The organism is Rouxiella sp. S1S-2 (assembly GCF_009208105.1).
GTDB lineage: Bacteria > Pseudomonadota > Gammaproteobacteria > Enterobacterales > Enterobacteriaceae > Rouxiella.
Genome location: NZ_WFKL01000001.1, coordinates 3,417,672 through 3,437,024, shown reverse-complemented (window position 1 = coordinate 3,437,024; position 19,353 = coordinate 3,417,672). Strand labels below are relative to the sequence as shown.

Annotated in this window: 14 protein-coding genes, 1 tRNA gene and 2 pseudogenes; 9 read left to right on the top strand and 8 right to left on the bottom strand. The window is 48.7% G+C overall.

The window, feature by feature from the left end:
- Positions 1-31: 31 nt before the first annotated feature.
- Both xylB and dalD read right to left on the bottom strand, forming a co-directional pair.
- Positions 32-1,492: a xylulokinase gene (gene xylB / locus GA565_RS15815; protein ID WP_152199268.1), complete on the bottom strand. Its 1,461-nt coding sequence runs from the start codon at positions 1,490-1,492 to the stop codon at positions 32-34.
- Positions 1,493-1,504: 12 nt separating this feature from the next.
- Positions 1,505-2,902, bottom strand: coding sequence for a D-arabinitol 4-dehydrogenase (gene dalD, locus GA565_RS15810; protein WP_152199267.1), 1,398 nt, complete (start codon positions 2,900-2,902; stop codon positions 1,505-1,507).
- 214 nt (positions 2,903-3,116) lie between these two features.
- Here dalD and GA565_RS15805 point away from each other — a divergent pair, with 214 nt between their 5' ends.
- The gene (locus tag GA565_RS15805; RefSeq protein WP_152199266.1) at positions 3,117-4,061 is read left to right on the top strand and encodes a sugar-binding transcriptional regulator; all 945 of its coding nucleotides are present in this window, start codon (positions 3,117-3,119) and stop codon (positions 4,059-4,061) included.
- A 93-nt stretch (positions 4,062-4,154) separates the two neighbouring features.
- On the opposite strand, the gene GA565_RS15800 is transcribed toward GA565_RS15805, so the two are convergent.
- Positions 4,155-5,366 (bottom strand): sugar transporter, encoded by a 1,212-nt coding sequence (locus GA565_RS15800; RefSeq protein WP_193311923.1) that lies wholly within the window; start codon positions 5,364-5,366, stop codon positions 4,155-4,157.
- Between the two features lie 377 nt (positions 5,367-5,743).
- On the opposite strand from GA565_RS15800, the pseudogene GA565_RS15795 reads away from it, so the two are divergent.
- Positions 5,744-6,009, top strand: a pseudogene (locus tag GA565_RS15795) (transcriptional regulator).
- A 36-nt stretch (positions 6,010-6,045) separates the two neighbouring features.
- Here the strand turns inward: GA565_RS15795 and GA565_RS15790 are convergent.
- Positions 6,046-6,651 (bottom strand): glutathione S-transferase family protein, encoded by a 606-nt coding sequence (locus GA565_RS15790; protein WP_152199265.1) that lies wholly within the window; start codon positions 6,649-6,651, stop codon positions 6,046-6,048.
- Between the two features lie 111 nt (positions 6,652-6,762).
- Here GA565_RS15790 and GA565_RS15785 point away from each other — a divergent pair, with 111 nt between their 5' ends.
- On the top strand, positions 6,763-6,966 hold the full coding sequence (locus tag GA565_RS15785) for a DUF6434 domain-containing protein (protein ID WP_152199264.1): 204 nt from the start codon (positions 6,763-6,765) through the stop codon (positions 6,964-6,966).
- A gap of 107 nt (positions 6,967-7,073) precedes the next feature.
- On the opposite strand, the gene GA565_RS15780 is transcribed toward GA565_RS15785, so the two are convergent.
- A complete protein-coding gene (locus GA565_RS15780; protein WP_193311922.1) occupies positions 7,074-8,597 on the bottom strand; it encodes a PLP-dependent aminotransferase family protein in 1,524 nt (507 codons plus the stop codon).
- A 109-nt stretch (positions 8,598-8,706) separates the two neighbouring features.
- Between GA565_RS15780 and gabT the strand changes: the two genes are divergently transcribed.
- The 6 genes and pseudogenes from gabT to GA565_RS15745 all read left to right on the top strand — a co-directional run bounded on the left by gabT (position 8,707) and on the right by GA565_RS15745 (position 16,038).
- Positions 8,707-9,969, top strand: coding sequence for a 4-aminobutyrate--2-oxoglutarate transaminase (gene gabT / locus GA565_RS15775; RefSeq protein WP_152199263.1), 1,263 nt, complete (start codon positions 8,707-8,709; stop codon positions 9,967-9,969).
- Positions 9,970-10,064: 95 nt separating this feature from the next.
- Positions 10,065-11,465, top strand: coding sequence for a GABA permease (gene gabP, locus GA565_RS15770; protein WP_226951043.1), 1,401 nt, complete (start codon positions 10,065-10,067; stop codon positions 11,463-11,465).
- A gap of 398 nt (positions 11,466-11,863) precedes the next feature.
- Positions 11,864-12,168: pseudogene (locus GA565_RS15760) on the top strand (transposase); the annotation flags it as partial.
- Between the two features lie 287 nt (positions 12,169-12,455).
- Positions 12,456-13,625 carry an ABC-three component system protein gene (locus GA565_RS15755; protein WP_152199260.1) on the top strand — a complete coding sequence of 390 codons (1,170 nt, stop codon included), beginning with the start codon at positions 12,456-12,458 and terminating at the stop codon, positions 13,623-13,625.
- 8 nt (positions 13,626-13,633) lie between these two features.
- Positions 13,634-14,101 (top strand): hypothetical protein, encoded by a 468-nt coding sequence (locus GA565_RS15750; RefSeq protein WP_152199258.1) that lies wholly within the window; start codon positions 13,634-13,636, stop codon positions 14,099-14,101.
- Positions 14,098-16,038: an ATP-binding protein gene (locus tag GA565_RS15745; protein ID WP_152199256.1), complete on the top strand. Its 1,941-nt coding sequence runs from the start codon at positions 14,098-14,100 to the stop codon at positions 16,036-16,038. Before GA565_RS15750 ends, GA565_RS15745 begins: the two co-directional genes overlap by 4 nt.
- A 189-nt stretch (positions 16,039-16,227) precedes the next feature.
- On the opposite strand, the gene GA565_RS15740 is transcribed toward GA565_RS15745, so the two are convergent.
- The 3 genes from GA565_RS15740 to GA565_RS15730 form a co-directional block, all read right to left on the bottom strand.
- Positions 16,228-17,226 carry a hypothetical protein gene (locus tag GA565_RS15740; protein ID WP_152199255.1) on the bottom strand — a complete coding sequence of 333 codons (999 nt, stop codon included), beginning with the start codon at positions 17,224-17,226 and terminating at the stop codon, positions 16,228-16,230.
- Between the two features lie 448 nt (positions 17,227-17,674).
- On the bottom strand, positions 17,675-18,943 hold the full coding sequence (locus tag GA565_RS15735; RefSeq protein WP_152199254.1) for an integrase arm-type DNA-binding domain-containing protein: 1,269 nt from the start codon (positions 18,941-18,943) through the stop codon (positions 17,675-17,677).
- A 161-nt stretch (positions 18,944-19,104) separates the two neighbouring features.
- Positions 19,105-19,180, bottom strand: a tRNA-Asn gene (locus GA565_RS15730).
- Positions 19,181-19,353 lie beyond the last annotated feature (173 nt).

Sequence of the window (19,353 nt, the reverse complement as noted above, 5' to 3'; positions counted from 1 at the left end):
TCGTCCCTGGCGTTATCGAGACGTTAGGTGACTATCGCCGCAGCTCCCGCTGTTGTTGATAGAGCTGTCGCCAGGTTGCCAGACGTACCTGCAATACCTGGTGACGCGCAGAATCTGCCAGAAAGGTTTGTTTTATTTCAGGCTTGCGGCACACTTCTTTAACTTCACCTCCGACGGCAAGCCAGCCCAGCCGTGCCGCGCCCAATGCACCACCGGCTTCTCCTCCCTGATGGGTGGTGATGGTCAGATTAAGCACATCGGCAATCAGCTGCGCCCATTCGTGACTGCGTGCACCGCCGCCAACTAACGAACATTTCGACAGTTCAGTGCCAGATTCTTTAAGTACGCTGAGACCGTCGGCCATGCCAAAAGCCACGCCCTCGAGCACCGCATAACCCAGCGAAGCACGCTGTGTGCTATGGGTCATGCCGTGAAATGCACCGACGGCATCAGGGTCGTTGTGGGGTGTACGTTCACCTGATAGATAAGGTAAAAACAGCGGAGCCTGCCGTTTTTCGGCCTGGGTGAGCAGGGCGATTTCCGCCAGCAGCGTGGTTTCGTTGCTGCCAATTAACTGGCAGTACCAGCGTAGCGCACTGGCCGCGGTCAGCATCACGCTCATCTGGTGCCAGCGCTGGGGTAGCGCATGACAGAAGGCGTGCACCGCGGATTGCGGATTGGGGCTGAATTTTTCGTTTACTGCAAACAGTACGCCCGAGGTGCCGAGTGAAATAAATGCATCGCCGGGTTCAACGGCGCCGATGCCGACGGCGCTGGCGGCATTGTCACCGCCGCCGCCTGCGATAACGACCTGGTTTTTTAATCCCCATGCGCGGGCGATATCGCGGTTGAGATAGCCTGAAACCTCGCTGCCTTCTACCAAGCGCGGCATTTGGTCGCGGGTCAGGCCGCAGGCGTCGAGCAGCGTATCTGACCAGTCGCGTTTGGCGACATCGAGCCACAGCGTACCGGCAGCGTCCGACATGTCTGACACTTTATCGCCGCTCATTTTCCAGCGAAGATAATCTTTCGGCAGCAGTACCGTGGCTATTTGGCTAAAAATTTCTGGCTCATAGCGCGCTACCCACAGCAGTTTGGGGGCGGTGAAACCCGGCATCGCCAGATTACCCGTAATTCGATGCAGCTCCGGCGCGCTATGTGTCAACTGCTGGCACGCTTTGGCGCTGCGTGTGTCATTCCACAAAATTGCAGGGCGCAACACGTCGCCTTCCCGGCCTAAAAGCACCGCGCCGTGCATCTGCCCTGACAGGCCAATGGCGCTAATTTCCGGCCATTCATGCGGCAGCTTTTCCCGCAGGGTAGTGACCACGTTTTGCGTGGCCTGCCACCATTGCGCAGGATGTTGCTCAGACCAGTGCGGATGCGGGCGTTGAACCTCAAGCGCTTCACCGGCGGTGGCCAGCACTTTGCCCTGATTATCAATCACCAGCGCTTTGATTTCGGACGTGCCTAAATCCAGTCCTAAATACATGTCTTGCTCCTGTTAGCCTGCATTTACAGACTCAAGCCACGCGTAAACGCCTGCAATAGAACGGCGCAGCAGGGCCTCGAATTCGGATTTTTCAGCCAGTTCTGCGAAGAGTTTGCCGTCGCGGGCATAAACGGCGACAGGGTCTTTAGCCGCAAACATCTGTTTTACGGCCTGCGGGTCTAAAATGCCATCCTGATATTCATACGGTAGCTGCTCTAGCGCCCACTTGTGCATAAATACAAAGAACAGTGCGGGCAGCAGGCTGGTGGCCTCGGGTGTTTCACCGCGCTGATAACACTCAATCAGCGTGGGGGTGATGAATCCGGGAATTTTTGAGAAACCGTCGGCGGCAACGCGCTGATTAGTGTCCTGAATATAGGGGTTACTGAAGCGCTCAAGCACCACATCACGATAGTCCTGGAGATTTAGCGGGCTTGGCGAAAGGCTGGGTATCACATCCTCGGTGACATAGCGGTAGGCAATCTTTTTAATCGCCTCGGTCTGCGTGCTTTCATGAATGTATTGCTGACCTATCAACGTGCCTGCCCAGGCAATGCAACTGTGGCTGGCGTTGAGAATGCGAATTTTTGCCTCTTCATAAGGCAGTACCGACTCAACCATCTCGACGCCAACATTTTCAAGGCGAGGACGCCCGGCGATAAAATTATCTTCAATCACCCACTGAATAAAGGCTTCGGCCATCACCGGCGCCCGAGAAGCTTTTCCCATGTGCTGCTCAACGCGCACGGCCACTTCAGGTGAAGGACGCGGGGTGATGCGGTCGACCATAGTATTAGGGCAAGACGTATTGTCGGCTATCCACTGAAGCAGCTCGGGCTTTTGACGCAGCGCAAGAAACTGCAGTAAACCTTGATGGAAACGGCTGCCGTTGTGGCGCAGATTATCGCAGTTGAGCAGCGTCACCGGGCCGCCGTTACTGCGTTGGCGCTGTTGCAGGATATGGCTGATTGCGCCATAAATAGTGCGGCATTCCCCCTGCAGGTCGGCACGAATATCGTCATGTGTTTGGTCAAGATTAAACTGATTATCGAGGTAGTAGCCGCTTTCAGTTACGGTAAAAGAGATGACCCGCGTCTCGGGCTTCTCACCTTGGGCAATCAGCTGCGACAGCTCAGCGTCCCACGGAATGATTTTTTTGATAGAGGTAATGGTTTCATAATGACGCTCACCGGCCGGGGTTACCGTTTCAAGCACGTATTCACCCTGTTGGGCCGCAAGCGTATTCAGCAGCGGGGCAGCATCGTCACGAATATTTCCAAGCGCAATCGACCATTGCTCATCACCCGTCTTTATCAGGCGGTGCAGATACCAGGCCTGGTGCGCGCGGTGAAAGGATCCTGCGCCAATATGCAGCCATACTGCGGACTGTTTGGGCTGAGAGTGATTCATAGTCTGCTCCGTGAGAGTAATAATGCTAAGGTTACCGTTAAGGGCTTAAGCTCTTGCTGTGGGCTTTTGCTCAATGACATTCAGCATAAATAAACTTTTGCTCGTTAAATGGGCTTTAACTCACAAAATTGTTATCTTTTAGTAAAATCTCATCACCGGAAATGATGAATACCGATAAAATGTGCCATCAATTCGGGGAAGGCGGAGGTCAGCGATGAGTAAAAATGATAAAAAACTGGACCAGGCCGCGCGGGCAGCATGGATGTATTACGTTGGTGGTCAGACGCAACATGAGATAGCCGAAGCGTTAGGCGTTTCGCGGCAGGTGGCACAAAGACTGGTCGCCAGTGCTATCGAAAGTGGGCTGGTCAGCGTACATATTTCACACTCGGTCGGTCACTGCATGGCGCTCGAGGCAAAGCTCCGCGATATTTATGGCCTGAGCCTGTGTCAGGTGGTTCCGACGCAGGGAATGAGTAAAGCAGGATTGTTGCACGCAATTGCCGTAGCCGGCGCAGAAGTGATGGCACAGTTTATTCGCCGTGAGCAGCCAACCATTATCGGCGTGGGCTCGGGTCGAACCTTGAAAGCCGCGATTGATGAATTGGACGATGTTAACTGCCCGCAGCACAGCAGTGTTTCTCTTATAGGCGCGATTGCCGCCGACGGCTCCTGTACTCGCTACGACGTTCCTTTACTGATGGCCGAAAAAACGCAGGGGCGCTATTTCATTTTGCCCGCGCCGCTATTTGCCGACAGCGAACAGGACCGCGAAGGCTGGTGTAATCACCGTATTTATCGCACCGTGAGTGAAAAAGCCAGCCAGGCAGACGTTACTTTTACCGGCATTGGCACTATTGCAGCCGACTGTCCGCTTCATCTGGACGGGTTTATCACCTTGGATCAGGTTGAAAAACTCACCGCTTCTGGCGCAGTGGGAGAAATGGTCGGGCACTTTATGGGGGCGGACGGGCAGCGAATCGACAGTGAGCTTAACGCGCGTTTGACCAGCGTAAGCTTGGTGTCAAAGCCGGATAAACCGGTTATTGCTCTGGCGGGCGGGGAGGAGAAGCATCGTGCGATACGCGCGGCGCTTAAAGGCGGCTGGATTAGCGGATTGGTCACCGACGAACTGAGCGCGATGGCAATTTTGGAATAACGGCACGGTTGAAATACGAGCAACTAAAACGCCGCGTACCTAGGCAGTGTGGCGTATTGTTACCGCCACACTGCCCGAGTAAAGCTGAATGAATCAGTGCAGGACGCTGCCTTCGGTCATTGCCGAATCGGCAAACTGCTTGCCGTAGCGGCGCAGGGTGTAAATAGCAACGCCAAGACCTACAAGGGCGAAGGCGCCACCGATGAAGCCCACGTCCGACATATTCAGGTAGATACTCACCTGACTCCCCAGCAGCGCACCGCCGCCAATCGCGATATTAATGATACCCGACAGCAGCGACATGGCAACGTCAGTGGCGTCCGATGCCATCGACAGTACTTTAACCTGCAGACTCAGGCCAATCATGGTCATGGCCATGCCCCAGAATAGCGACAATATCACCAGGCTGTTGGTGTTAAACGACAGCGGCAGCAGCAGTACCAGACTCAGGAACAGCACCGCAACGGCGCTTATAAGCACGCCAGACGGAAATTTGTGGTTCAACCGGGTAAAGAGGTAGCTGCCCACGATGCCCGCCAATCCAAATAGCAGCAGCAACAGCGTGGTGAAGTTTGCACCAATCCCCGACACCTTCTGCAGGAAGGGTTCGATGTAGCTATACGCCGTGTAGTGCGCGGCAAAAACGATCACCGTCAGCAGATACATCAGCATCAATGCCGGGCGTTTAAACAGTTCTGGCACGCTTTTTAACGAGCCTGAGTTGTTGCTCGGCAGCGGCGGCAGCAGTTTTGCCAGCAAGATCAGCGTGACGAGGGCAACGGCTCCGATAATAAGGAACGTACTGCGCCAGCCAAGAAGCTGCCCGATGACGCGGCCCAGCGGCAATCCCAGTACCATTGCCAGCGCAGTACCGGTGGTCAACAGACCCAGCGCCTGCGCTTTTTTGCCCGGAGGGGCAACGCGCAGCGCCAACGACGCGGTGATCGACCAAAAAATGGCGTGTGACAGCGCAATGCCCACACGCGAAATCATCAGCGTCATAAAACTCCAGGCAAAGCCGGAGAGAATATGGCTGGCAATAAACACCACAAAGAGGCCGATGAGCAGCTTGCGACGTTCCAGTTTACCGGTTAACAGCATCAACGGCAGCGAGAACAGACCCACGACCCACGCATACACGGTAAGCATTATGCCAGCCTGTGCCGCGGTCATTGAGAAGCTTTGTGCAATATCCGTCAACAGACCCACGGGCACAAATTCAGTGGTATTAAAGATAAATGCTGCCAGTGTCAGACTCAGTACTCTGAACCAACCCTGTGAGCGAGAAGACATCGTTGTTTGCATAAATTAAAAACCAGGAAAAATGGATTAGCAGTAATTTGAACCCAGGCCACGAGGCTGAACTCTGCGAAGATTTTGCAACCAGATTAGCGTGCTTTCCTTATCGGCAAAAGCGCGATAAGGCATAGAGCGTAGCAGATAAAAACGTGATCTAACGCACATTTTCATTTTATTTTACGCTTCGGACCTCGCCCTTGTCGTTCATTTTTTACCTCGTTGCATCAACAACCTTGATGAGTTTGCCTCTACGATACGCGTGAGTGCGCTTTTCTGGAATACCCATTCCAGACCCTATGCCGATAAATTGCAGACATTGGGTCCATGACACGCCTAAAAAAACCTTCATCAGGAGCGGTTGTTATGGGTAAACACTTGAAGAGATGTTGGCGAAAGAGAAATCGGACGTTGTCGCAAAAGCGCAGGCTGGCGCAGAAGAAATTATAATCAGCATTAAGCATGGTGAGCTGCGTGAGCGGGTGCAGAAAACGCAGGTTGAAATGGCACTGGCTGTAGGCATTAAGCAGCCCACCGAAGCGGGCATGGCAAAGCCTGGCAGGGACCTCGAATTTCTTCCCTGAAACGCCACATTGAGGCAGCAGGGGGAAAGCTTCGGCTTGAGGTCGACCTTCCAGACGGCACTCACTAGGGTTTTACGGTGTAAATTGCACATCCGCTGTACGCATTAACGATAAGGGTATTTCTGCAACGCCGGCAGTGCTTCCATTTGCTCTGTGAGCTTTACGATATGCGGGAAGTCATAGTCGGCAAACACTTGCGGGATTTTCGACTGGATAAAGCTCCAGACCACGGCGGTGGTCACTGAAACTTGGTCGATGCGCTCGGATGCCTTTCTTGCCGCCAGGGCAGAATCCCAACCTTTACAGGCGGCCAGTAGCTGCTGGGTAACGCGATCAACCCAAGGCTGATGCTGTTTTTCATCGGGCCGCAGCTTGTGTTCATAAACGAACTGCACCGCTTTTTCGCAGGCCGCCAGCGCCAGTCCTAAAAGCTGTAAATCTTCGGCCAACCTCTCTGCACCTTGTGGCAGAAGCTTATGCTCGGGCGCCGCCAGCGTTTCGAAGAAGTCAATAATCAGCGTTGATTCCATTAAACGTTGACCATTTTCCAGCTCTAAGGTCGGTGCTTTTACGACCGGGTTGATTTTGATGAATTCGTCAAAATGAGTAAACACCGACAACGGACGATGTTCAAACTTCACACCATAAAGTTCAAGCGAAACGGCCACGCGACGAACGTAGGGTGAATCCAGCATACCGTACAATTTCATTGGCTCTCCTGCCTGCTGTAAAAGTTAAGTTGATAGTATTGCGAACAAATCTAAAAGTACAAGGGAACACGTTATACTCAAATTTAACTTTATTAGTGAGGAGCCGGAACGATGGAGCTAGACTGGCACAGTGCAGTTCTTACTCGTGCGACGATCGTGGATAAAAATTATAAAAACACACAGAACGTGCGTCGCTTCCTGGTTGAGCAATGCGGGGAGAGCTTTCGGTTCGATCGTGATTTTATGGCCTGGATAAAAAATGATACTCAAAAAACCTTGGGTGATGTGGTAGAGGAATGGAGGCGCAGGCAGTGAGGGGCTATCTAAACTGTCGTCTCAACGCCTGCAAGGCGCATCCTTAGGCAAATAGCGATTGTTGTCGTGCTGTTAGACGTCGAAAATTTTCTATCGCAGTATTTGCTTCATTCACCGCAGGCACGCGAGTTCAGACTTTCCGAGCGGCCGACGATCTCCAATTGAATCAAACACGCCCTAAGCACGCCGAACGCATCCTGGCACTGGCGTTCATCTACGCAGGCGTAACCTAACAGCAGTCCGCGTCGCTCTTGCTGATGCATATAATATTGCGACAAAGGCCGTACTTTAACGCCACGCTGAAGTGCCAGAGCGGCAACAGCCACATCGTCGCAGCTCGCAGGGAGGTTTATCACCAAATGCAAACCCGCTTCATGATTCACCTGCGGCATAAAATCTGCGCCGAGGTAGCGTTCAATCAGACTGGCCAAAAAGCGGCGTCGCTGGCTGTAGAGTTTGCGCATACGGCGTATATGCGCCACGTAATGCCCTTTTTGAATAAATTCTGCCAGCGCACGCTGCACCAGCAGATGCCCACCTCGATATAGCTCCGCCGCTGCCACACGCAGAGGTTGCGCTAATGCTTTTGGCACCACCAGATAACCGAGGCGCAGTGCCGGATAGAGTGTTTTACTGAAGGTGCCCATGTAAATGACCGGCGCATCCGGCTCAAAACCTTGCAGTGAAGGAAAGGGCTGACCGGCAAAGCGAAATTCACTGTCATAATCATCTTCCACTAGCCAGGTTTTATGCTTGCGCGCCAAATCCAGTAGCTGTTTTCTCCGTTCAAGGCTCAGATGTACGCCAAGTGGATATTGATGTGACGGTGTAACAAAAACCATTTTCGGGACACTCGCTCGCGACGGTAAATGAGGGATAATGCCTTGTTCATCCACGGACATTGCCTGAATTTTCAGCCCGTTGATGCGCAATAGATTGCGAGTTCCCCAATAGCCTGGTTCTTCAATCCATGCCAGATCGCCGGGATCGCACAGCACGCGGGTCACCAAATCCACAGCCTGATGAATGCCTTCGGTGATGATAATTTGGTCGGCATCGGCCCGCACCGAACGCGCAACGTTGAGATATTCCGCCAAGGCCTGACGCAGATGCGGACAACCGCCATTGCTGCTGTAGATCAGCCTGTCTATGTCGGGTTCTCGGTTAAGCCGCGCCTGAATTTGACTAAAAAGTTTATGTGGAAACTGGGTGACATCGGGTGCACCTGGCACAAAGGCACCCCATTGATACGGCGAGGCATTGGCGTGGCCCAGCAACGATGCGCCGCGCTTGGAGATGGCAGCCCTTTTAGCCACCAGCGGTAGGCTGAGACAGTCACTGCGTGGGCTATTTAAACACCTTTCCGGCAGCGTCTCGGCTACCCAGGTGCCGCTACCGGTTCGTGCTGTGACGTAACCCTGTGACATCAAATTTTCATACACGTTGAGAACGGTATTACGAGAAACCGACAGTTCGCGCGCCAAATCGCGCGTAGCCGGTAATCGCGTGGCGCGTGGAAATATCCCCTCAACAATTGCAGCCTGCATACATGTCAACAGACGCTGTTGCAACGTTCCTTCCGGCAAACACCTCAAACGCTCTAATACATGATCAGCGTACAAACTCCGCAATTGGATCCCTCCTTTTCTAGGGAAGTGGCTCTGGCAACAAACCTTAGCACAGGCATAAATAAGCGTGTTTGTCGTGATTTGTAAAGACACTTATTGTTAAGGAAAAGTGATGGAAGATAAAAACAGCCAGTTGCAACAACGCAAAGATGACGCACTCCCACGCGGCACCGGAAATCTTTGCCAATGGTATATCGACCAGGCAGAGAACGCCACGCTGCATGACGTTGAGGGCAACAGCTGGATTGATTTTGCTGGCGGTATCGCGGTGCTGAACACCGGCCATCGCCACCCGCGCATCGTTAAGGCGATTGTCGAACAGTTAGACAAATTTACCCATACTGCGTTTCAGGTCACGCCTTATGAGAGCTATGTTGCGTTGGCAGAACGCATCAACAGTGTGGTGCCCATTGCCGGGAAAGCTAAAACCGCTTTCTTTTCGACCGGTGCCGAAGCGGTAGAGAATGCCGTTAAAGTGGCACGCGCGGCAACACGTCGTCACGGCATTATTACTTTTGGCAACGCCTTTCACGGCCGCACCTTCATGACCATGGCAATGACCGGCAAAGTGGCGCCTTATAAACGCGACTTTGGTCCGATGCCGGCATCAGTGTGGCATGCGCGTTATCCGAATGGGGTAACCGGCATCAGCGTTGAAGATGCTCTTGCCAGCCTGCAGGATATCTTCACGCAGGATATTGCACCGCAAGACGTGGCGGCGATTGTGCTGGAGCCGGTGCAGGGGGAGGGGGGCTTTCACATTGCTCCGCCAGAGTTCTTTATCCGCCTACGTAATCTGGCCGATGAACACGGAATTTTGCTGATTGCCGACGAGGTGCAAACCGGCTTTGCCCGTACCGGGAAACTCTTCGCGATGGACCATTACGATGTCAAACCTGACTTAATCACCCTGGCGAAAAGTTTGGCAGGCGGTATGCCGCTGTCGGCGGTAAGTGGTCGCGCAGAAATAATGGACGCACCGGGTCCCGGTGGCCTGGGCGGCACCTACGCCGGAAACCCGCTGGCAATCGCGGCGGCGCATGCGGTGCTTGATGTTATTGCCGAAGAGCAGCTTTGTGAACGCTCCATACGACTCGGTGCTCAGTTGGTCGATTTCCTGAGCAGTGCGCGTGCTAACTGTTCCGCCATCACCGATATCCGCGCGCTGGGCTCGATGGTCGCCGTGGAGTTTTCACAGGCGAAAACGGCTCAGGCAATTCAACAACAGGCAATGGCACGAGGTTTACTGCTGTTGACCTGCGGTCCACAGGGCAACGTGATTCGCTTCCTCTATCCGCTCACCATTCCTGATGCGCAGTTCAGCAAGGCGCTGGACATCCTCAGCGGCATATTGAACGCCTATCAAGATTCATAGGCCTCCCCCAGGTTACCCAGCCCGCACTGCGGTCTGGGCGACTCACCTGCCGCCGGCGGGCGGTAAAGTGCCTAACCCGAGAGACAATCTGGAGAATAACAATGAGTTCACAGAATGCCGATGTGCTGGCGCAAGGCCTAAAGCCGCGTCATGTACGGATGTTATCTATTGCCGGTGTTATTGGTGCCGGACTGTTTGTCGGCTCCGGCCATGCGATCGCCGAAGCGGGCCCCGCCGTGTTACTGGCTTACATCGCGGCTGGCGCACTGGTGGTATTGATTATGCGCATGTTGGCTGAAATGGCTATTGCCTCACCCGATTCTGGATCCTTCTCCTCCTACGCCGACAAATCATTGGGGCGCTGGGCAGGTTTCACTATTGGCTGGCTTTACTGGTGGTTCTGGGTGTTGGTTATCCCGCTAGAAGCTAACGCCGCAGGGACGATTTTGTACGGCTGGTTCCCGCAGGTTGAAATCTGGGAATACACACTGGCGATTACTACCTTCCTGACAGTGACCAACCTGTTTAGCGTGAAGAATTACGGCGAATTTGAGTTTTGGTTTGCACTACTGAAAGTGGTTGCCATTGTTGCCTTCCTGATTGCGGGCAGTCTGGCGATATTGGGTCTCATGCCGGGAAGCAGTACACAGGGTATTTCAAACCTTTATGCTACGCAGGGCTTTATGCCAAACGGCATTAGTGCGGTACTGGCGGCCATTCTGACGACGATGTTCTCATTTATGGGCACCGAAATTGTCACTATCGCCGCCGCCGAATCGCGTGAGCCGAAAAAACAGATCACACAAGCGACCAACTCGGTTATCTGGCGTATCACGCTGTTCTATCTGCTGTCTATTTTCATCGTGGTTGCACTGGTGCCGTGGAATACGCCTTCGCTGATGAAATCGGGTTCATATCAAACAGCAATGGAAATGATGAATGTTCCCTATGCGCGTCAAATTGTCGATGTGGTGGTGCTGGTAGCTGTTTGTAGCTGCCTCAACTCTGCACTCTACACAGCATCACGCATGCTATATTCGCTGTCACGCCGTCAGGATGCGCCCGCCGCCGCTTCACGCACCACGCGAAGTGGTACGCCGTGGATTGCCGTCATCGCCTCGACTGCAGCGGCATTCATTGCGGTGATTTGCAACTATCTGGCACCCGCAGCAGTCTTTGAGTTCCTGCTGGCAAGTTCTGGCGCCATTGCTTTGTTGGTATATCTGGTGATTGCTGCCTCACATCTGGTGTTGCGTAAAAAACGTGAGGCACGCGGTGAAACACTGAGTTACCGCATGTGGTTATTCCCCGGATTGACCTGGGCAACCATGGCGTTCATCATCGGAATACTCATCGCTATGCTGTTCAACCCGCAACACCGTCCTGAAATCATTGCTACGGGCCTGTTAACGCTAGCCGTACTGTTCACCAGCCGTATCGTGCATCACAAACGCTCGGCGTGTAAAAACGAGGAAGCTGTGGCACTGCGTTCGTAACGCTATATATTTCGGGCAAGGATGCCGAAGGTGAACGTAAAATGCAAAAAGCCCGCTTAAGTTTCCTTAAGCGGGCTTCTCTAAATTTGGCTCCTCTGACTGGGATCGCCTTTGCCAGTAAGTGGCTAATAAACAAGCTAAACCTGAATTCCCTTTCTGTCAAGACCACCAGAATGACCACCAATAGTTGTGGGTTACGTAAATATGGTATGAGCGTTCTGTGGCATGGGTGATCGTTCCTTTCTTACTCACTAAAAATGAAGCGTAGCTAGAGGGAACGTCGAAGATGTCTATCCTATGTGAAAATGTGTCCAAAGAGATTTAACTGTCGGCTCAGTGCCATATATAGTCATTCGAACCCTGAGAGTTACACTTTAAGTGATTCAGGGTATGCGCTTAACGGTCCGGAGCTGGTCTCGCTGACACTGGCACACTGTGCAGAAGAGTATGTTGCGATAGTGGAATTTATCATGCCTGGCAAGCCAACGCAGAATACCTTTATCGAACGGTTCAACCGTACGTACAGGACAGAAATACTGAATTTTATCTGTTCAGAAAGCTGAATAAAGCGCGGGAAATCACCGAGCGCTGGCTGGCTGAATATAACAGCGAACAGCCTCATGAATCCCGGAATAACCTGACACCGGAAGAGTACCGGCTGATGGCTGAGAAACCGGAAATCTCAAAAAGTGCGTGGAACTAAAACTGGTCTACTAACAACAGGACCACTCTTGGGCGATGATTCATTTGCCTCGCATTTTTCTTCAAAATGGACCAAAAAAACTGTTTTACTTAGTTACGCACAAAGGGAAACCTTTGTGAAACTGAAATTGTTGTTTTGACAATTGAAGTGTGCAGGAATTGATTGTAACTTACTTTAGATAAAGAGGAAAAAGGGGCTTAATACTTCCAATACACAATAAATCTACCCATTTTTTCTTAATCGTTAGATTCACCCCTAGAGAAATTCCCTAGCGACACGGAGTAAACATGAAGAAAAGTTGCGTAGTTTTTGTACACGGGTTTACAGGAGGCGAAGGGACTTGGAAGAATAACAACGGAGTTAGTTTTTCGGACTTTCTAAGCGCTGATTATGAAATCGATCAAGCTTATGATTTTTATGAATTTGATTACTATACGAAGATTGCCAGTTTGTTTGATTCTGCTACGGTGGTTAGGCTGCTCGGTTTAGTCGGTTTCGGCTCAGGGAAAGTTAAGAAGAACCAACCCATCAGACGAATTAGTGAACTGCTAAGTACCTATGTCAGGACCAATCTAAATAGCTATGACAGTGTCATATTTATTGCTCACAGCCTGGGAGGACTGATCGTTAAAGACTATATTTTAAACCATGAAAAAGGAGATACACCTGAGCCAATTGGTTATCTATCTCTCGCAGTACCTCACAAAGGATCCATTGCTGGATATTTGCTGGGTCCATTCAATCTTAATGCCAAAGAGCTTCAGCCATTAAATGCGTATAGCGATGCACTAAACAATGCTTGGATAGATACAAAAGAGAGCCTCCCCAAAGCGCAGTACTATATTGCACTGCATGATGAATGCGTCGACGAGGTTAGTGCTTTGCCGTTTACTGTAAAAAAATCAGATAAATTTGTGGTTGATCATGACCATATATCCATTTGCAAACCATCTGACCCTAATGATTTTGTTTGTGCTCAGGTAGCTAAATTCCTAAAAAGCCGAATTTATGATTTTACAATGTCCGAGTTAGCGACAACAGTATTCAAACCGGAATCAAACTCATACGAGAAAGAGATATTTGTTATTAAAATGATCTTATCGGACGTAGGTGAAAAAGGGATTGATGACGCTAAAGGATCATTCTTTCACGCAGAGATAATAACTAAAGCTGCAGATAAAAAGGACCGGATAACTCTACAAGACCTGCAGACGAAGGTTCTTTCTCTATACCAACAATCCTACAACGCACATTCTAGCAAGCTCGAGGCAAACGAGGTCTTTGCTAAAGTACATGACTTACTATTGGAGCAAGACTCTAAAGTTCTTGTTAGTGGCGTGAACTACATTAACTTTATGCACAAGAAGGGACTACTTCATCAATTGGCAAACAAACTAACCAACCAAGTTACTTGGTCTGACAAAATTGGAGTCCAAGATATCTTGGCAAAAATGTAGAGGTCATCATGTTTTCGATAATAGATTATCGCGAAGAGTTTTTTGTGCGTCTTTATCGGTGCTGGCTGATCGTTAGCATTTTAGGATTTAACAGAAAAGGTGAGAAAATTTTATCCATCAAAAAAGCGGCTTTCTTCGATTTTTTGGTAAGAAATCCAAAGTCATTTCATGAGTTTCTCGTGAAATTTGAGCGAGTTTCGAAGGAAGCACCTTATAAAGAAGTTCTGTACTCAAGCAATATTGGCTACGGCGCATTCCAAGATTATCAGGATTTTTTGAAAAGTGTTTTAGTGTTAGAAAGCGAAGGCTACTTAGAAATCACACGCGAGGGAGATGATTTTCTCGTCGCATCGACTAATAAAAAGTTTGCCGAAGCAATGATAGCCCCACCCATTTGGCAAATTAATATAGGCTTACTCAAGCCGCTGGTGAGCAAGTCTCTCAGCGTGCTTTATAAAGGAGTTCTTAGCAAATGAATGCGGAAAACAGCCCTTATATCTTTGTGAAGAAAATTGTTATCCACGGAATGGATACCTCGTATGAGGCAACATTTGAAGATGGTATAAATTTGATTTGGGGGGACATGGACTGTGGTAAATCTAGTATTCTGAATCTGATTGATTACTGCCTAGGAGGAAGTAATGACACCCTCACATATGGTGAGATTTTGGCTAAAGGTAGAACCGCATACTTAGAGGTAGACCTTAACGGTAATGTAATCACCTTCGAACGGCCTATTTTAGACTCATCGGCTCCAGTGAAGGCATATCGAGTTCCCTATTCATTAATCCTGACGACATACCCAATGCTTTTATCTGCCGACTCGCAAAAATCACTTCCCGACGGCTGGATTTCTGATTTTATTTTGGATGCTCTAGGGATTCCTAAAGTAAGCATCAAAGAGTCTCGGTACCGTGATGAGGCGAACTCTGATCGACTCAGCTTCCGTGACTTGATGAAATTAATGTACCTAAAACAAACAAAAGTTGGCGCTGATAGCTTATTGAATTACGGCAATCCCACAGTGTTCAATAAAAACATTGAAGTTCAGAAGTTTGTTTACAACATTCACGACGACAAGTTAGCCCTGCTGAACAAAGAGCTTCAGATGGAGACACAAGCTCTACACCACCTGCAAGCTTCTGAAACTACCATCTCAAAATTTTTATGTGACGTAAATATCACCCCCAAAGGACAGAGCGATAGTGATAATCTTATCACTTCAAAAGAACTTGCCCTTAGCGAACTGGAACAAAGTGCGGAAAAGTTAAAGGCAGACTATGAGTTCTCTAGCGCTGTTTCCCTTGAAATGGCGCGCGAAATCGTGCAGATGAGATCAAGCCTTTCTCATTTGAAGTCAGAGCGTCTAGAATTAGAGAAACAACATAAGAATTTTTCCAACCTAAAGAATACATACCAGAGCGATCTGGAGTCTCTAAATATATCCAAACTTACAAGAACCTCTATATCTAATCGCAACATTATAGATACTACCCTTCCTTGCCCACTTTGCTCTAGTGAGATCAGCTTAGCGTCTCCTCAACTTAGTGATAGCGATATAGAAGCAGAAATAAAGTCGATTAAGAATAGACTTTCTGGAGTGCACGTAGCACTAGAAAGTATTTGGTCTAAAAAGATAGAGCTTATGGACAAAGAAACTGAGATATCAAAGAGACTAGGCACGTTAACTGTTGACTTCGACAAATTTAACATAGAGAACATATCTGCTCTTTTATCCTCTATCGAAGCGCTTGAACGTGCAAAGGTCGAGGTAAAGGTTAGCATCGCTTCAGCCAAAAGAGACTTGGCGATCAACAACAAATATTCTGATATATCAAAAGGAATTCACGATAAAAACTCAGTCATTTTTGCACTAAAGCGCAATATAAAATCGGTGGAAGACGGGCTCACGGGACTTGATGAAGTAGTGTCTAGCTTGAGCGGCATATTTAAAAAATACATTTCCGATAGCGGACTTCAAAACGTACATGACGTATATGTAAATGATAAATTCATTCCTCACTTTCGCGATATAAGTTATTACAACACAACTTCCGGCGGCGTAAGAACCATCACATCTATCGGAGGATTTGTATCTAGGATGGAGTATTTACTCTCTACTGCCGGAAATCTCCCTACTTTCCTGATGGTAGACACACCTGGTCAAAATATAGGACGAAGAGGAAGAAAGGATGATGACTCAGCCCTCTCAGACCCAGTCCTCTACAACAATATATTTAAGCAATTCCTTGGTTTGGTGAGTAAGGCTCGAGTAGAAAATAGGCGCTTCCAAATCATTGTTGTTGACAATGACTTGCCGCCAGTTCTAGAAGAAGGAGGAGATTATCACTTGGTGAAAAGATTCAGCAAGAACGGTGGGGAGTTTGAGAAGGGGTTGATTAATGATTACTAGTAGGGGCGCAAAGTGATTTATTTTTAATCATTTCCGGGGTCTCTTTCGCGAAATAATTGGGGCAAACATTAGCCTTACGGAGTCAACAGCGCAACCAAACTTGCGCGCAGCCGCTGTGCTCCAGATATCTCGATGTTCGTGTAAGTATCCCAGCTTTAGTTCCACTTTTCACTGTGAGTTGACCTGACGTTAGCCGCATCTAACCGTTGCGGCCAAAGCATGAATATCGCTTTGTAGAAATAAATATTGTTTATGATTCCATAATATCTCAGATTGACTCATTATTGGGCATTGAAGTTCATCTACTGAAAAAATAGGGTGTTGAACTGTTTTGAAAATACTATAAAAATTAGACTGCGTGGGGCTGTTGAATATTTCTTGTCCATATTGTGCCTCGAGTAAAATATGAATTGCAGCAACAGCATCGATTACGGTTTTAAGTGATGCTTTCTGTCTGTTAACACCACGGTTATGTTTAACAGCATTATATGCATCATACCAAACTAAACTTACAGTCGGGTGTGTAACATCCCAATCGCTAAAAGGAGACCATTCTTGCAATTGTGGATAGAAAACGAGCTTTGTTGAATAGTTATTTAATTTTAGAAGGCTTAGAGACTTAATATAATCATTGGTGCTAAATCGGGTAGTGGAAGGGTACTTGTTATCTACAAGGAAGTTTTGAAGCAAATATTCAACTTCAGTACATGCAATAATTAAAATCTCTCTTATTTTACTTCCAAAACAATTTAAGTTAAGGGTGTCAGGATCTATATGATTAAATAATTCATTTAATGAGTTACAGATATTACTAAAGGCTCGAATTTCGTCAAGCATTTGAGTGTTGGCATAATGATGACTGAATAGATTGGGTTCTCCTCGGTTTATTCGAGGGGAGAATGTACCACTTTCAGTTTTTTGGGAAAGATTAATGACTATTGGATAATATGGGCAGTAGTCATAAGCTTGGTTCCAAGAAAAATAACCAATCGCTTTTGATACTTGGTCATTATCGATTGCATCCGGATATGTCTCATTATAGTTATTTTCCCCTCGCAGCCAGTGACTCCATTGATGATAATTAACCTTAGAATAAGGTCCGGCGTCAATATATATAAAGCAATCATTACCTTCCTTTTGAAAGTATCCAAATACATTATTTTTTAATTCAAATGTATAGCTCTCCATATTCCCTCCTTCACATATACTATATTATAAATATCACACCTTCACAGGCAGTGTCCAAAGGAATTCTGAGTAATCTTTTGAACTATCGACAAGAATGCACATCCTCATTACGGTCTGCCATGAAGCTTTTTTGGGGAATATGCAAACCATACTGTAATTATGTTCCATTCCCCATTCTCGGGTCTTCATTCATGTAATTTGAAAGGTTCTATACGTACCTATATGTCTAAATGTTGAACATCAACTTCAGCTCCTCGTTCAGAGCCGACCTCCAGTGCCCTGCATTTGTCCGCTCCGTGCTGTGAGTTCAACGGGTCGATGCAACGTTATCCTTAAAGAAGGGGGACGTTGCCATGAAACGAAGAACTCGCATTCATTACACGCCAGAAATATGCCGTACCAGTACAGACTGATACGGCTTTTTTTGAGGTTTATTTTGTCAGAAGGGCTATCTCATTGTGTAACTGATTTCCTTCCCACAAATATAAGGCGGCACATACGCTTTCCGGCACATATCCAGGTAATCCGACCACCACTGCATCATCGCTTTACGGGCATCGAGATATTCTGCTTTATGGATGTATGCCGCTCGAACGCTGTTACGTTCTTGGTGACTCATCTGCCTTTCAACAGCATCCTGTGCCCATAGGCCAGACTCCATAAGGGCACTACAGGCCATTGCCCGAAACCCGTGACCGCAGATTTCATCTTTTGTGTCATAGCCCATCAGGCGCAGTGCCTTGTTGACCGTGTTTTCACACATAGGTTTATACGGATTGTGATCTCCGGGGAATAACAGCACCTGGTGACCGGAGATGTCCCGTATTTGTTTCAGGATGGTGATGGCCTGACGGGAGAGTGGAACAATATGTGGAGTGCGCATTTTTGCACCACGACCAGAGTAGCGGACACCAGGGATGGCCTCTCGAGTGGCAGGAATGGTCCAAATTCTGTTTTTGAAATCGATCTCAGACCAACGGGCGAAACGCAGTTCGCTGGAACGGATGAACAGGTGCAGAGTAAGCGATACTGCCAGGCGGGTTAATTTTCGTCCTTGCTGGTAGTCCACAACTCGAGTTAAAAGTTCTGGCAGTCGCTCCAGTGGAAGGGCTGGGTGGTGGCGTTTAACGGGAGCGGCGATTAAACCGTCCAGATTCGCCGCCGGATTGCTCTCAATAATCCCCTGATGAACTGCATGTCGCATAATGTTGCACATATGCTGCCGGGTACGTGCTGCGACTTCCAGCAGACCTTTTTGCTCAATGCCTTTTAGCAGGTCGATAAAGTGACGAGGTTTCAGTTCAGCTACCGGCAAGTGTCCAATCACAGGGAAGATGTGATTGTTCATGCTGGCAAGTAGACGGATAGCGTGGTTCTCTGACCATGTTCGGTTGCTTTTATGCCAGCTCATTGCAACGTGTTTAAAGGATTTTTCCGGTGAGCGGGCAGCTTTCTCTGCGATACGTTGCTGGGCTGGATTGATATTCTGCGCAAGCAGCTTACGTATGCCATCACGTTGCTGCCGAGCATTAGCTAGAGAAACTTCGGGATAAGCCCCTAAGCTAAGCCGGGATTCTTTACCATTGATACGATATTTGAGATACCAGAGACGTGAACCGCCGGGATTGACCAAAAGGTACAGGCCATGAGAATCGGAAACTTTGAAAGGTTTTTCAGAAGGCTTGAGACTGCGGATTTTAGTGTCGTTCAGAGACATATGGTGGTCACTCCATAATCGAACTGAAATGACCCCAAATCAGACCACCAATCTTGCCCGATGCGGAGGGGGAAATGAAAATGCATCGGGAAGACTTTTCACACTAACTCGTTGAATCTAAAACGTATAAGGATTCGTGAAGATGCATGAAAACATAAATATGGCTCCTCTGACTGGACTCGAACCAGTGACATACGGATTAACAGTCCGCCGTTCTACCGACTGAACTACAGAGGAATCGTTTGAACGGGGCGAATAATAACGACTGCCGTGGTGCATGTCAAAGGGCATCTGCAAATTTGTGCGCGACTGCTGGTACTTTGTTCAAGTTGTTGAGATTTGAGCCAAAAAGTACGTTTAATAATGTTTAATAACACCTATCATCACAAAATGCGGCTTCCACCGTTTCT

Coding starts and splice junctions, on each gene's coding strand:
- xylB (WP_152199268.1), bottom strand. CDS start 1,492: ATGTATTTAGGACTGGATTTAGGCACGTCCGAAATCAAAGCGCTGGTG.
- dalD (WP_152199267.1), bottom strand. CDS start 2,902: ATGAATCACTCTCAGCCCAAACAGTCCGCAGTATGGCTGCATATTGGC.
- GA565_RS15805 (WP_152199266.1), top strand. CDS start 3,117: ATGAGTAAAAATGATAAAAAACTGGACCAGGCCGCGCGGGCAGCATGG.
- GA565_RS15800 (WP_193311923.1), bottom strand. CDS start 5,366: ATGCAAACAACGATGTCTTCTCGCTCACAGGGTTGGTTCAGAGTACTG.
- GA565_RS15790 (WP_152199265.1), bottom strand. CDS start 6,651: ATGAAATTGTACGGTATGCTGGATTCACCCTACGTTCGTCGCGTGGCC.
- GA565_RS15785 (WP_152199264.1), top strand. CDS start 6,763: ATGGAGCTAGACTGGCACAGTGCAGTTCTTACTCGTGCGACGATCGTG.
- gabT (WP_152199263.1), top strand. CDS start 8,707: ATGGAAGATAAAAACAGCCAGTTGCAACAACGCAAAGATGACGCACTC.
- GA565_RS15755 (WP_152199260.1), top strand. CDS start 12,456: ATGAAGAAAAGTTGCGTAGTTTTTGTACACGGGTTTACAGGAGGCGAA.
- GA565_RS15750 (WP_152199258.1), top strand. CDS start 13,634: ATGTTTTCGATAATAGATTATCGCGAAGAGTTTTTTGTGCGTCTTTAT.
- GA565_RS15745 (WP_152199256.1), top strand. CDS start 14,098: ATGAATGCGGAAAACAGCCCTTATATCTTTGTGAAGAAAATTGTTATC.
- GA565_RS15740 (WP_152199255.1), bottom strand. CDS start 17,226: ATGGAGAGCTATACATTTGAATTAAAAAATAATGTATTTGGATACTTT.
- GA565_RS15735 (WP_152199254.1), bottom strand. CDS start 18,943: ATGTCTCTGAACGACACTAAAATCCGCAGTCTCAAGCCTTCTGAAAAA.